The sequence below is a fragment of the Nitratireductor sp. L15S-10 genome (assembly GCF_045011005.1).
In the GTDB taxonomy this organism is placed as follows: Bacteria; Pseudomonadota; Alphaproteobacteria; order Rhizobiales; family Rhizobiaceae; genus Nitratireductor.
Window position 1 is genome coordinate 1,473,890 of record NZ_CP120674.1, and the last position, 13,738, is coordinate 1,487,627.

At 58.0% G+C, this 13,738-nt stretch carries 13 protein-coding genes; 6 read left to right on the top strand and 7 right to left on the bottom strand.

Features of this window, described 5'->3' with window-relative positions; genetic code table 11:
• Positions 1-125: 125 nt before the first annotated feature.
• The 4 genes from msrP to P2W41_RS07160 form a co-directional block, all read right to left on the bottom strand.
• On the bottom strand, positions 126-1,103 hold the full coding sequence (msrP, locus tag P2W41_RS07145; RefSeq protein ID WP_404934936.1) for a protein-methionine-sulfoxide reductase catalytic subunit MsrP: 978 nt from the start codon (positions 1,101-1,103) through the stop codon (positions 126-128).
• Between the two features lie 112 nt (positions 1,104-1,215).
• On the bottom strand, positions 1,216-3,261 hold the full coding sequence (locus P2W41_RS07150) for an elongation factor G (RefSeq protein WP_404934691.1): 2,046 nt from the start codon (positions 3,259-3,261) through the stop codon (positions 1,216-1,218).
• A 208-nt stretch (positions 3,262-3,469) separates the two neighbouring features.
• Positions 3,470-4,999: a putative bifunctional diguanylate cyclase/phosphodiesterase gene (locus P2W41_RS07155; protein ID WP_404934692.1), complete on the bottom strand. Its 1,530-nt coding sequence runs from the start codon at positions 4,997-4,999 to the stop codon at positions 3,470-3,472.
• A gap of 126 nt (positions 5,000-5,125) precedes the next feature.
• Positions 5,126-6,328, bottom strand: a complete 1,203-nt coding sequence (locus P2W41_RS07160; RefSeq protein ID WP_292896659.1) for a pyridoxal phosphate-dependent aminotransferase — start codon at positions 6,326-6,328, stop codon at positions 5,126-5,128.
• Positions 6,329-6,510: 182 nt separating this feature from the next.
• Here P2W41_RS07160 and P2W41_RS07165 point away from each other — a divergent pair, with 182 nt between their 5' ends.
• The gene (locus P2W41_RS07165; RefSeq protein ID WP_404934693.1) at positions 6,511-7,431 is read left to right on the top strand and encodes an EAL domain-containing protein; all 921 of its coding nucleotides are present in this window, start codon (positions 6,511-6,513) and stop codon (positions 7,429-7,431) included.
• Between the two features lie 4 nt (positions 7,432-7,435).
• Entirely contained in the window at positions 7,436-8,287 is an 852-nt protein-coding gene (locus P2W41_RS07170; RefSeq protein WP_404934694.1) for an EAL domain-containing protein, read from the top strand.
• A gap of 88 nt (positions 8,288-8,375) precedes the next feature.
• On the opposite strand, the gene P2W41_RS07175 is transcribed toward P2W41_RS07170, so the two are convergent.
• The 3 genes from P2W41_RS07175 to P2W41_RS07185 all read right to left on the bottom strand — a co-directional run bounded on the left by P2W41_RS07175 (position 8,376) and on the right by P2W41_RS07185 (position 10,039).
• Positions 8,376-8,849: a hypothetical protein gene (locus tag P2W41_RS07175; protein ID WP_404934695.1), complete on the bottom strand. Its 474-nt coding sequence runs from the start codon at positions 8,847-8,849 to the stop codon at positions 8,376-8,378.
• 157 nt (positions 8,850-9,006) lie between these two features.
• Positions 9,007-9,168 carry a hypothetical protein gene (locus P2W41_RS07180; protein WP_404934696.1) on the bottom strand — a complete coding sequence of 54 codons (162 nt, stop codon included), beginning with the start codon at positions 9,166-9,168 and terminating at the stop codon, positions 9,007-9,009.
• A 277-nt stretch (positions 9,169-9,445) separates the two neighbouring features.
• On the bottom strand, positions 9,446-10,039 hold the full coding sequence (locus P2W41_RS07185; protein WP_404934937.1) for a methylated-DNA--[protein]-cysteine S-methyltransferase: 594 nt from the start codon (positions 10,037-10,039) through the stop codon (positions 9,446-9,448).
• Positions 10,040-10,283: 244 nt separating this feature from the next.
• Between P2W41_RS07185 and P2W41_RS07190 the strand changes: the two genes are divergently transcribed.
• The 4 genes from P2W41_RS07190 to P2W41_RS07205 all read left to right on the top strand — a co-directional run bounded on the left by P2W41_RS07190 (position 10,284) and on the right by P2W41_RS07205 (position 13,734).
• The gene (locus P2W41_RS07190) at positions 10,284-10,784 is read left to right on the top strand and encodes a lytic transglycosylase domain-containing protein (RefSeq protein WP_292896649.1); all 501 of its coding nucleotides are present in this window, start codon (positions 10,284-10,286) and stop codon (positions 10,782-10,784) included.
• A 164-nt stretch (positions 10,785-10,948) separates the two neighbouring features.
• Positions 10,949-11,956 carry an ATP-binding cassette domain-containing protein gene (locus P2W41_RS07195; RefSeq protein ID WP_404934697.1) on the top strand — a complete coding sequence of 336 codons (1,008 nt, stop codon included), beginning with the start codon at positions 10,949-10,951 and terminating at the stop codon, positions 11,954-11,956.
• Entirely contained in the window at positions 11,956-12,765 is an 810-nt protein-coding gene (locus tag P2W41_RS07200; RefSeq protein WP_404934698.1) for an ABC transporter permease, read from the top strand. Before P2W41_RS07195 ends, P2W41_RS07200 begins: the two co-directional genes overlap by 1 nt.
• Positions 12,766-13,302: 537 nt before the next feature.
• A complete protein-coding gene (locus tag P2W41_RS07205) occupies positions 13,303-13,734 on the top strand; it encodes a hypothetical protein (RefSeq protein WP_404934699.1) in 432 nt (143 codons plus the stop codon).
• Positions 13,735-13,738: the final 4 nt, after the last annotated feature.

A 13,738-nucleotide genomic window follows, 5' to 3' on the forward strand; every position in this document is an offset into this window, starting at 1 on the left:
GAGGTTTCGCCTATATGGCACTTCCAATGACTAAAGCCGGATCTCCGTGATCCGGCTCTTTTTTTATCTGCCGGAGGTTCCCGTGCATCGCGGGCGCCCGTGTTTCCAAGTGGCACGAGTGCAGGTCAGCGATATAGCTGTTCGCTTTCGAGCCCGCTGTAAAGACCTGCGACTTCCTCGGCATAACCGTTAAAAAGCTGCGTCGGTATGCGCTCGCCGGTATGCAGTACCCGCTCCTCCGCCTGGCTCCAGCGCGGGTGCGGCACATCCGGGTTCACATTCGCCCAGAAGCCGTATTCGCTGGCTGCAATCTCCTCCCAGAAACTCACAGGTCTCTTTTCGGTGAAAGAGATGCGTCGGATGGATTTGATGGATTTGAAGCCGTATTTCCATGGCAGGGCCAGCCGCAGGGGAGCGCCGAACTGCTTTGCCAGGGGTTTGCCATAGGCGCCAGTGACCATGAAGGCGAGGTCGTTCGAAGCCTCTTCCATGGTGACGCCCTCTACATAGGGCCAAGGATACCAGACCTGTTTCTGCCCCCCGGCGACGGAGGGATCGTTGAAGGTTTCAAAGCGGAGGTAGCGGGCGGACGAAAGGGGCTTCGCAATCGCCAGGAGAGCTGAAAGCGGAAAGCCGCTCCATGGCACTGTCATTGACCAGGCTTCGACACAGCGATGCCGGTACAGGCGCTCTTCGAGCGGCAAGCGTTTTAACAGATCCTCGAAAGCAATGGTGCCGGGCTTTTCCACGAGGCCATCGATCTCGATATCCCAGGGATGAGTTGTGAGTGCCTGAGCGGCACGCGCGATCTGTTTGTGAGATCCGAATTCGTAGAAATTGTTGTAAGTGCTGTTCACGTCTTCAGGTGTCAGGGGGCGTTCGATTCTGTAGGCATCGTTCCGCTTTACAGGGTAAAGGGATGCGGTGCGCGACGCGGCGTCTTCCGCTGCCTGCGCCCTGGCTGTCCCGGGCAGCAAGCCTGCGCCGGCGATCGCCCCAAGACCAAGCCCCGCAAGCACTGTGCGGCGATTGGCGAAAACGCATTCAGGCGTCGCCACGCTTTCGGCTATTGCCCAGCGCGGGCGACGGTGGATTGTGGGCATGGCTTTCTCCAGCGGATTTCTGATAGCATCACCATTGGTAGAACCGCCGCCCGGCGGTTCAAAATCACGGCGCTTCACGATTGCGTGGCGATCTTTCCGGTTGATGCTCTCATCAAGCAGCCTTGCCCTGCGCGCTCATCGCCGCATCCGCCAGGCGCCCGGTCAATTCGGCCATGTGATCAAACGTGGCGCGATAGCTGGCGACGCCTGCCGTGGCGGATCGTAGTTCGATGATCAGATCGCCGGTTTCGGATGCGGGGATCGTCGCCTCTACGATGTCCCAACCTGTCCAGCCGGGACGCGCATCGAAGCCGAGAATCTGTCCGCGCCGTTGCGACAGGATAGCGGTGATGCGGGCAGTGGCGTCTGACGGCGTGTAGACCTCGACCCTGAGGACGGGCTCCAGGAGAACAGGTGAGCACTCGCCAAGCCCTTCCTTCATGGCAAGTCGCCCGGCAAGCTGGAACGCCATGTCTGAGGAATCCACCGAATGGTAGGAACCGTCCGAGAGGTTGACGGCGAGATCTATGACGGGAAACCCGAGCGGACCGGACTTGAGATAGTCGCGAACGCCCGTTTCGACCGAGGGTATGTATTGCTTCGGAACGACGCCACCGGTGATCGTGTCGGTGAACTCGAAACCGGAGCCGCGGGGCAGGGGGCGTATCTCGAGCACAACATCGCCGAACTGGCCGTGACCGCCCGATTGCTTCTTGTGCCGGCCACGCTTTGTGGTGCCCTTGCGGATCGTTTCGCGATAGGCAACGCTCGGCACTGCCGTATCCACGGGGATCTGGTATTTGCCTTCCAGGCGCTCGCGAGTGACGCGCAGATGCATTTCGCCCTGTCCGCACAGCACGGTTTCCCCCGTCTCCTGCCTTTGTTCGAGGCCGAGTGACGGGTCTTCCTCGGTGAGCTTCTGCAGGGCGAGGGAGAGCTTTGCCTCGTCTTTGCGTTCGGTTGGATGTACCGCAACCGAATAAACAGGGTGAGGGCTCTCGAGTTTGAGGAGAGGTGGATGCGGTGTCCTGGCTGTGGTCAGCGTGTCCCCTGTCTTTACCCCCTCAAGTTTGCCGAGAGCAATCGTCTCGCCAGCTTCCGCTTTCGTGACCTTGGTTTGTTCGCGCCCGAGCAGCGTGTAGAGACCGGAAACCTTGTCGACAGTCTGGTCGCTGCGCAGTTCCACACCATCGCCGACTGAGCCGGAAAGAACACGTGAGACGGACAGCTTGCCACCATGCGGTGTATGGATTGTTTTCATCACCTGGAGCACGGCTTCACCAGTAATGTCGAGACCAAGCCGCTCCCATGTCGCTTCAACATCCGGAGCATCGTGCCGGATTGCCTTCAGAAGCCGCAATATGCCGTTGCCTTTTTCTGCTGACCCGATCAGCACCGGCGTCACCGAACCGGAACTCAGATCAGCGGCCAGGTCGTCGAAAATCGCATCGCGGGGCGGCTCTATCTCCTCAAGCAGTTGCTCCATAAGCCTGTCATCGTGGTCTGCCAGAGTTTCAAGCATGGAGAAGCGTGCCTCGACCTCGCGTGCCCTGTCATCGTCGGAAATGGGTGCGATCTCACTGCTTGCGTGCTCACGGTAGATGTAGGCGCGTTCAAGCGCGAGATCGATGGACCCGATGACGATGCCGTCCTTGCGCAGAGGAATCTGGCGCAAAAGCAGTGGGGTGTCGCTGGTCGGTTGCAGCATCTTCAACATGTCGCGCACGCCCAAGGTGGCGTGCTCGATCTTGTTCAGGAAGATCATGCGCGGGATGCCGAGCTCGTCGAGCCGATGGAGGGTGAGCTGAAGGGCCGGAATTTTCTTCTCGTCGGGTTCGGTGACGACGATGGCCATGTCGACTGCGGTAAGAATCGGATCTGCCTCATAGGCAAATTCGATTGAGCCGGGACAATCCACGAAAGTAATACTTTCATCGAGAAAGCGAGTGGTGGCGACGCATGCCTCGACACTCATCTGATGCGCCTTGGCTTCGGCGGAATGATCGCCGACCGTTCCGGACCCGGTACCTGCCTGTTTGGTTATGGCGCCGGTGCGCTCCAAAATGGCTTCGAGCAAAGTTGTCTTGCCACTTGCAAACGGACCGACAATGGCAATGCACTTCGGTCCGCGGCTTCTCTCTCCCGAACGTTTTCCCATGGTCGGCGGCCTCCTCACACGCGTTTACCCGTACACGTTTCATGAGCGGCGGCCGGCCAGAGCGGCCGTCGCGCGGTCGTGACGCGTAGACGGATGATCAGGAGCATTCTCCGCCCTTGAAGAACCCGCTTTCGGCACTCACAAGCCGATGCGCCAACGTTTTCCGACGAATATCGTCACATGGCTTTGAGTTTTGGGCAAGAGGTTCTCAAGCGCTCAAGGCGAGCGGTTCGATATGGGCGGTTTTGCGCAGGAGCATTGGAGCGGCCTGCGGTCGCCCGAGGAAATAGCCCTGGAAGCGGTTGCAACCGGCAGCGCGTGCAAGATCGAACTCGGCTTCGGTTTCGATCCCCTCAGCCACGATCGTAAGGCCCTGAATGCGAGCGATCTGAGTTAGCGCAGAGACAAAGACCTGAGCGATACGATCATGTCCGAGATTGCGGATGTAACTGCGGTCGATCTTGATTGAGTCGATCGGCAGCGTCTTGATGTAGTTGAAGCCACAATGGCCGGTTCCAAAGTCATCCAGCGCGATGTGGAATCCCATCCCACGCAGCCGTTCGATACGGGCGATGATTTCGGGCGTAGCCGCCGTGGCGACGGTCTCGGTGATCTCGAGAACAAAACGGTTGGCGGCCGTGCCCGTTTCATGCAGCACGCGGTCCAGCATGTGCACGAGGCCATCGCGCTTGAGCTGCTCTCCGGAGACATTGATGCTGATGCGCCCACATGACAGATGATCGAGATCGAGACATGCGCGGCGGAAAACCCACTCGCCGACCATGTCGATCAGGTTGGATCTCTCGGCAACAGGTATGAACTCGGCAGGTGAGATCATGCCGCGCACAGGATGACGCCAGCGCACCAGGCCTTCCAGAGCCGTACAGTTGCGCTCCGAGTCGGTCAGGGGCTGGTAGTGAAGTTCGAGCTCGTTGAGATAGACCGCTGCGCGCAATTCGCGCTCCATAAAGCGGCGCTGGCGTTTTTCAGAGAGCATATCGGGATCGAACACGGTTATGCGTCCGCGGCCGGCTCCCTTGCTCTCATACAGTGCAAGATCGGCCAGCAAAGGAAGCTCTTTGGGGCTGCTTGCATGTTCCGGTGCGACGGCAATGCCGATCGATGCGCCCAGTGGTATCTGGTGTCCCTCGCAAACACGGCCCTGTTGAAGCATTGTGAGCAGTTTTTCGGCGCGTAGACGACAGCGTTCGAGGTCGTTGCCGTACATCAGTATCGCAAATTCGTCACCGCCCAGCCGACCAATGGTGCAATCGGGGAAACAGTGTTTCGCGCATGCGACCAGATGGGCGAGCGCCTGATCTCCAAATTGATGTCCGAATCCGTCATTGAGCTGCTTGAAATGGTCAAGATCAACGAGCAGCAGCATGATGCGGCGGGGCTTTGAAAGTGTGCCGATGCTGGCGCTGAGTTCGTCCAGGAAACGGCCTCGGGTGAGGGCGCCCGTAAGAAGATCATTCTCGGTCAGTCGCGTGCGCTCGGCCTCGATGCGCACGGCGTCCTTGAGCTGATCGGAAACAGTGCGTTTGAGGTATTCAAGCAGGCCAAGACCCGTCGCGCTGAGCACGAAGCAGGTGAGCAGCAGCCAGTTTGGCATGCCACTTTCGCGTGGCACCATGAAATATGCCACGGCGATGAGCGCCGTTGCTGTGATCAAAAGCGCTTGTACGCCTATGTAAACACGCGCGCCATTGCGGCGAACGGTGGAGAGGATGCTCATGCCCCTGGTGTCTCCCCGAAACCCTTGGAAAACGAGAGAACAATGAGAAGCTTAAAGAGTGCGTTAAGACTATTGCACCGCGAGAAAATATTTTGCGGCGCAATAGTGAGGCTATAGAGCGGGCGCCTACTTCAGTGAAGCCGTGAAACGCTGGATGCGGTTGCAGGCTTCTTCGAGCAGAGTCTCGGACGTGGCGTAGGAGATGCGGAAATTGGGCCCGAGGCCGAAGGCCGAGCCGTGCACAACCGCCACACCTTCCGCCTCAAGAAGCTCCGATACGAAATCCTCGTCGGTTTCGATCGTCTTGCCTGACGGTGCCGTTTTGCCAATCAGTTCGGCGCAGGACGGGTAAACGTAGAATGCGCCTTCGGGGACCGGACATTTGATGCCCCTTGCCTGGTTGAGCATCGACACGACGAGATCACGGCGGCCCTGAAAGATCGCCTTGTTCCTGGATACAAAATCCTGCGGACCATTCAAAGCTTCCACGGCGGCCCATTGAGCGATGCTGCAGGCACCTGAAGTCTGCTGGCCCTGGATCATGTCCATGGCCTTGACGAGCTCGATGGGCCCAGCCGCATATCCGATGCGCCAGCCTGTCATGGCGTAAGCCTTGGAGACGCCGTTCATTGTCAATGTGCGCTCATAGAGCTTCGGTTCCACTTCGGCGATGGTGTGGAACTTAAAATCGCCGTAGGTCAGGTGCTCGTACATGTCGTCTGTCAGCACCCACACGTTGGGATGGGCGAGAAGAACCTCGGCCAGTGCCTTGAGCTCCTCAGCCGTGTAGGCTGCACCCGAGGGGTTGGATGGTGAGTTCATGATCAGCCATTTGGTCTTAGGCGTAATCGCCTTTTCCAATGCCTCGGCGGTGAGCTTGAAGCCGTTCTCAATGCTGGTTTCAGCGGCTACCGGCGTGCCGCCGCAGATGGACACCATCTCCGGGTAACTCACCCAATAGGGGCTGGGGATGACCACTTCGTCGCCGGCGTTGAGGGTAGCCATCATCGCGTTGAACAGCACCTGCTTGCCGCCGGTGGCGACAATTGTCTGCTTCCAGTCGTAATCGAGGTTGTTTTCGCGCTTGAATTTGGCTGCGATCGCCTCGCGCAGGGGCTGGATGCCGGAGACGGGTGTGTACTTCGTCTCACCGCGGTTGATGGCTTCGATTGCCGCCTTTTTCACATTCTCCGGCGTGTCGAAGTCCGGCTCGCCTGCACCAAGACCGATCACATCACGGCCCTGGGATTTGAGTTCGCGCGCTTTCTGGGAAACCGCGATGGTTGCGGAGGGTTTTACGCGTGAAAGGGCATCGGCAAGGAAAGCCATAATGGAGGACTCCGGTTCCTGTGAGAATTACGCTGAGCATCAGCGTGATCCTTCATGTCCGATCATGGGAAAAATCGCAAGCGGCCAGCCAGTTTGCGGCGTTAAACCAGTCGTTAACGGCGAATAAAGGCGTTGGATGGCATTTTCACCGTCATGAATAAAGAGTTTTAAGGAAGCGCAGCATGCCGCGCAGCATCGGCCTCGGCCACATCGCCCGCCAGGACGACGGGACCGCTGTGGGTATCTGGGGCGGCTATACACTGAAATCGGCTTTTCAGCCGATCTTTTCCTTTCGTGAGGGCCGTCTTCTCGTGAGCGCTTATGAAGGGCTGATCCGTCCTTTCCGAGACGAGCATCCTGTGGGGCCGGGCATTTTCTTCTCCAGCATTCCCGACATCGATCGTTTTCAGGTCGAAACACTGGCAAGAACACTGCATTTATTGAATGCGGGCGTCAGTTTCAGCGAAACGGCCTCGCTCTTTGTCAATTTCGACCCGTCGCATTTTGTGGATGCCGCCTCAGCGGCGAGCGCGCTGCAGGATGTTCAGGGCGTCTTGAGCGAAGCCGGTATCTCGGCGGAGCGTGTCGTTTGTGAGATCACCGAGCAGGAAACGGGCTCCGATGAAACGCTCATCAGATTTGTGCAGGCGCTCAAGGGATATGGGCACCGGGTTGCGGTGGATGATTACGGAGCCGACAGCTCAGATCTGAAGCGGATCGAGGCGCTCGGGCCCGATATCGTCAAATTCGATGGTGCCTGGACCGGTCGGCTCCTTTCGTCAGCTCCTGGCGTCGCGATGCTGACCGATATGGTGCGCGCGTTTGCACACAAGGGTATCCGCACCGTTTTCGAAGGTATTGAAACCGGACAACAGCTTGAACTTGCCGAAAGTTGCGGTGTCTCCATGGTGCAGGGGTTTGCGCTCGCCCGGCCACAGCTGGCTCCGGGCGCTTTTGCGGAATTCGAGGCGGCACGCGAGAGTGAGCGAAGGCGGGCGCTGGCGGGGACCGTGGAACACCTTAAACGGGGCAAGGTCGAAAAGACTAAAGGGGACGTTCCGTCCAATCGCAGCGGGCGCACCTTCGGGCGCCGCGGATCCTGACACTATGAGTGGGCAATCGATCCCCAGGCCCGCGGCGGCCACGATTGTAGTGGACGAGGTCGGCCTGGAAACAGGGGTCTACGGCGCATATCGGCTTCGCACCGTTTATCAGCCGATTTTCCGCGTTGCGTCCGACTTCTTGATGCCCGAGGGGCTGGAGGCATCTGTGTTGCCCTTGCTCAACTTTCGGCCAATAGAGAGGCATGAGTTTCTTGCCTCTGTCGATCTTGACGCACAGGCCGATGTTCTGTCGCTCTGCAATCTCATGCACATCGGAAATCGTCGTCATGCCAGACATGACAACCTTTCCCTGCACGTACCGTTCGGACATTCCCTGCTTTGCGAGGAGGTGGCACTGGAGCATCTTGCTCTCACCTTTGCACGGCTTGCAGAGGCCGGCTTTCCTCCAAGGTCTCTGGTGTGCAGCGTCCCCAACTTCGAAACTTGCGATTTAAATGTCCTCGAGCGCATCCTGGCAGTGTTGGGAGCGGCGGGCGCGGGCCTCGCGGTTGAAGGGTTCGGGGTGAATACACAGGCGATTGAGGCGATAAAGCGTTTCCAGCCACGCATTGTCAGCGTCGATGGCTCGTGGTTTCGTCGTGTTTCTGATGTGAGCGCCGCTTTGCGGCTGATGCGTCAGGTAATTGAAAGCCTCAAGAATGGGGGCGCTGAAGTTCTTGTAAAAGGGCTTGAGAGCCCGGCCCATCTTCTGGCGGCACTAACCGTTGGGGCCGATCTGGTTCAGGGCGAACTGCTGGCCAGACCAGAAGAAGCGGGTTCGATCGTGGATGTGCGGCCGCTGGATATAGGTCGTATTTTCCGCGATCCTGAGACGGTTGTCGTTTCTTTGACGTGAAGTCAGTCTGGACGGGTTTGATCAGGCGGCGCTGCCAGACATCGTTTCAAAGACCCGGGCCCGAACCTGTCGGGCCCTGATCCATTATCTAGTTTTCAGAATTGCTGTTTGCGGCCGAAACCGTATCCTGGTTGTCGCCGTAGGCGGCAGTCACGGAGCGCAGATCGGCCTTGCCTTCGGGATCATTTTGAAGGAGAGCGATTTGTGCCGCCGCTTCCGGCTTGGCAATGCGCTGGAGCATTGATGCGAACTGTTCATGCTTTTGCACTTCAAGTGCCGCACGCCTGGCCCAAGCCTCGATCGAGACGACCTCTTTCGGTTCGTCGCGAGGGGTGCTCAGCGAAGACAGCCGGTACTGGTCATTTACCGGTGTGGTGCCACTGGACGCGCCTGGCGACGTACTCGTTGGAGGATTTGACGGGTTCGAACTGCCGCTCGAGCCTTTCGGCTGATCATCGCTCGGTTCCGGTTGGGTTGCCTCGTTGGGCGGCGAAGCCGGTTCCTGAGGATCAGGTTGGTTTGCCGGTGGCCTGACCCTGTCGAATAGAGGCAGTTTGTTCAAGTTTCCGATCAGCACGATGCGTCCTCTCCTGGTTCTGGTTCAAATCTGTGCAATTGGTTGTGTTTGATTGGCAATTGCTACCAGAGAGGGATTTTGAATCAGTGTTCAGGACCGGTAAAATTCAAGACAAATTTCGCGAAAACCGTGTCGCTGTGCTTCAGGCTGCCGCCCTGTCATTGGTGCCGGTCGTGTCCTGCTTTGCGGCGCTCTCTTTCGATTTGCGTTCCAGCATTTTCTTGCGCATCACCCGCAAAACTGCGTTGAGAAGATCAATGTCGATATAGAACTGTTTCGAGAGTTCGGGAGCAATCTGATCCATCTCTACGCCTTGTGCGACAAGGCGTTTGACCTCTGTAATCATCGCCGTTGGCTCAATGAGGCGATGTTTGATGCTGTTATCGGCAGACTGAAGCATGGAATTCCCGCCGGTTGAAAATCACGGACGCAACGAACCCAACGCTGAACAGAAATACCGCCGATAAATCGACCGATTGACGGCGAGATTGTGGCTGTCCCCGCTAATCACCGGGGCCATCCGAATCGCGTTTATTATGCGCGCGCCTCGCTTGAGTGCAAGATGTGCGGTTCAACCGGCACTAGAATGCAAACGTCCCCTGCGCCTCGTCGGCATTGGGCGAGCGGGCGTTCTCCAGGGCAAGCATTTTTTGCTTCGTCGTTATACCGCCATGGGCGGAGAAACCGCCAATCTTGCCACCTGCGGCGAGCACGCGATGGCAGGGGATGATCAGGGGGATGGGGTTTTTGCCCATGGCTGCACCCGTTTCCCGGGTGGCTTTCGGGAACCCTACACTTTCACAGAGTGCTCCATAAGTCGTTGTTTCACCGTAGGAAAGCCCACGCATGGCGGTGTATAGCGTCTGATGAAACGGGCTAATGCCGGAGAGATCGAGAGGAACCCTGGAAAAGTCCTGCTGAACACCATCGAAATAGCGCCTTACGGCCACGGCGAGGTTTGCGAGGGCGCCTGTTGGTTGTGTAGCATTGCCATCGGGAAATCGACGTTTCAGGAGCCGTTCAACCGATCCTGCATCCGGTGCAGGAAGAATGAAGCGAGCAAGTCCGGCTTCGCTCCAGCCTGCACCGCAGAAGCCGAAAGCTGTTTCGAACACCTGATAACCACCGAATGACACGGGCACTGATCCCACTGCTTTCGGAGACACATTTAGCATGGAAACACTATGGCACGAAGAGTGAACGGGCACGGTCCTGACATGAGATTGCCACGCTTTGCATTGCACGATAGAAGGCGCGCGGGTGGGGGTGATCTGATTGAAGGAATGTACCTTGCCGTTGTTTTCCCGTTTTCTGGTCGCCGGTCTTTTACTTGCCTTGCCCTCCATGGCCGGTTGCGCAACGACCGGGAGCGAAGGTCAGGCAAAAGCCGATAACGTTGAGAGTTCTGCTGAGGCAGCTGTGATTGCGAATAGCCTGGTTGCAGAACAGGACGCCGCGATCTCGGACGAGGATGTCAGCCCGGACGCGTTCGCAGGTCAACGCCCGCCTTCCGCTGCGCTCACGGCATTGGAGGCCGGGGCGAGCGTGGAGCCGGTGGCGCCGCGGAGCGCCGAGCTCGATTCGCTGATCGCTCGCTACGCAGCCATCTATGAGGTGCCTGAGCGGCTGGTGCGCAGGGTTGTCAGACGAGAGAGCAATTTCGATCCCTCAGCGCGCAATCGCATCTATTGGGGGCTGATGCAGATCCGGCACGATACGGCTCAAACCATGGGATATCGCGGCCCTGCATCCGGTTTGCTGGATGCGGAGACCAATCTCAAATATGCCGTCAAATATCTGCGAGGCGCCTACATTACGGCCGATCGAAACGAAGATCGTGCGGTGCGCTTCTATGCCAGCGGTTATTACTACGATGCCAAACGCAAAGGGTTGCTCCGGGAAACCGGCCTGCGCAACTGAGCCCGGCTTCGGCGGGAGCTGTCAGCAGGCTTTGAGGCGACGTGATAAACCAGTTCTGACAAACCTCCGATTGGTGTATGTCTGCGCGCTGTTGGATGCCGCTCAGCAGCTCTTTCCTGCAGTCATGGGAACGTGCGGGAACTGGCTGCCCCGGAGGATTGCAGATGAATGATATGAAGCCGGTGAGCGCCAAGGCGATCGCCCCCGATTTGCCGTCCCTGGCAATTTCCGTGCGCGGGTTGACCAAGCGCTATGGGTCTGTTCCCGCGCTGGACGGCATCGATCTGGATGTTCCGCGTGGCATGATCTTCGGCATTCTGGGGCCAAATGGAGCGGGAAAGACTACGCTGATCCGTCTGCTTGCAACACTCGCGCGTCCGGACGGCGGCTCTGCGTCCGTCATGGGGCACGATGTTGTTTCCAATCCACAGGCGGTGAGGGGGGCTATCGCGCTGACCGGGCAATTTGCCTCGCTCGACGAAGACCTGACGGGGCGGGAAAACCTTGTCATGCTCGCGCGTCTCTGGGGATTTTCAGTGAGCGCCGCCAAGGCGAGGGCGGATGAACTGCTTGCAGCCTTCGAACTTTCGGACGCGTCCAGAAAGCAGGTCAAATCCTACTCCGGCGGGATGCGGAGACGGCTCGACATTGCGGCGTCGCTGATTGTGACGCCGGGCGTTCTGTTTCTCGACGAGCCAACCACCGGTCTTGATCCTAAAGCGCGGCAAGGTGTGTGGAAAATGATCCGCTCTCTTGCTCAATCCGGTGTGACGATATTGCTGACCACCCAGTATCTCGAAGAAGCGGATCAGTTGGCCGCGCGTATCGCAGTGATCGATCGTGGCCGAAAGATCGCTGAAGGGACGAGCAGGGAGCTCAAATCGGCCATCGGCTCCGGTTTCCTGCACGTTGCCCTTGGCGATCATGAGCGACTGGACGAAGCGGAAGCAATTTTGGAGAAGGTCCTGGGAGCGCCCGTTCAACGCAGCGCCGAAGGCGCTCAGCTTTCCGTGGTGGCCGGATCGACCAAAGCCGCCAATGAGGCGCTGGGGCTGTTGATTTCAGCAGGAATAGAACTCTCCGATTTCTCGATGGGTTCCCCCAGTCTCGATGAGGTGTTTTTCGCCCTGACCGGACAGCCGGTGGACGGAGAAACGGTGGGAGAGACATGATGAGTTCTGTAGAGACTGGCCCTGCGATGTTGTCCCACGCGCCCCGGCCGCCCCGACCGTCCGCAGTTGCCAATGCTCTGACCTTCGGCTGGCGTGCGGTGTTGAAATTCAAGCATGTGCCAGAGCAATTGTTTGACCTGATCATGACGCCGCTCATGTTCACGCTGCTCTTCACCTTTGTTTTCGGCGGTGCACTGGCAGGTTCGACGAGCGACTATCTCCAGTTCTTCCTCCCCGGAATCCTTGTTCAGACCGTCGTGTTCAACTCGGTCTACTCCGGAATGGGACTTTCGACAGATCTGTCGAAGGGATTGTTTGAACGTTTTCGGTCATTGCCGATCTGGTCTCTTTCGCCCTTCGCAGGGCTTATGGCCGGGGATGTCCTGCGCCATACGATTGCAGGCTTGATTATCCTGAGCGTTGGACTTGTGCTGGGCTATCGGCCGGAAGCAGGGATCCTGGGCGTTCTTTTTTCTTTTATGCTGCTAATCGCCATAGGCTTTGGCGTCGGCTGGATTTTCATCGTACTTGGCTTGCTGATCCGCACGCCAATGACGGTCATGACCATCGGTTTCACCTTCATCTTTCCGCTGGTATTCGCTTCCAACATCATGGTGCGTCCCGAGACGATGCCGGGATGGCTCGAAGCATTTGTTGTGCGGAACCCGGTGACGCACATGGCGACGGCCCTGAGGGGGCTGATGAGCGGAACGGCCACAGCAGGCGATGTGATGCTTGCTTTGACTGCGCCGGTGCTTTTGACACTCGTTTTGTCTCCGCTTGTTTTGTGGCTTTACCGGCGCAATTAGCGGGCGTACCCCTGAGCGAAGAAATAGAGCGCGCCCCCTTTGGGAGGGCGCGCTCGGACTTGAGTGAACGAGCCTCCTTCTCATCGCGGTATGGGACAAGGTCAAACCCATTGTCCTGATACTGGAAAAGGAGGCAGTCGATGCCCTCAGCGCAACCGCTGAAGTGCCTCAGGTGTCCAGGCAACTCATAATACGAGCCTTTCGGGTACACCGTCCGCCTGCCGTCGACCACAATGAAAAACGTGCCCTGCACAACCACGGTCCGGATGGATCGGGTGTGATAGTGATGCGGGTTGTCCTTCCCGGCGGGATACAGAACAAAGGCCTCGTAAGGGGCCGCGCCTGCAAGGTCGCCGCGAACATTGGCATATCGTATGCCACCCGAATCCGGGATCTCGATCCACTCGAGTTCCGACGCTGGGAAGGAAATAATCCGTTCCTTGAGCGATGCCAGATCCGAGCAGGCGGTCACCACAGCCGACAACGCCGCAAGCGGCAGAGCAAATCTAAAAAAGGGCTTCATCGCAAAAATCCCTGGTGCTCAAAAATGCGCGCAGAGCTTTAAAATGCATAGCTCTGAAATCTTGCTTCAAAGGCGCGGGAAACGCGCCGATATTCCAGTTTTACCAACGTCGTTCGAATGCTCTCGACGTTCAGTTTTCACACCCGGCACTGGTTTATTGTTTACTTAGTATATATCTGGATGTTCTGCTTTTATGTGCCGCTGTTTATATGTCATTTATCGATGTTTACGGCGGCTATCCAGTCGAACTTTATCTATTCGACAACGCGTTTCTATCGCGTTCGCCGTGGCGAATGCCTGAGATCAAGGAAGGGTATGGGAGACAGCCAGAGTCATGCTTTTCCGGTCGGTGGTGTCAGCACACCGAGCGCTGGCATGTGGCGTGGAGAACGAGGAAGGCTGCAGCCGCCGCCAAGCCTCAGGCGCGGCGGCTGCGCAAGTTCTGACAGG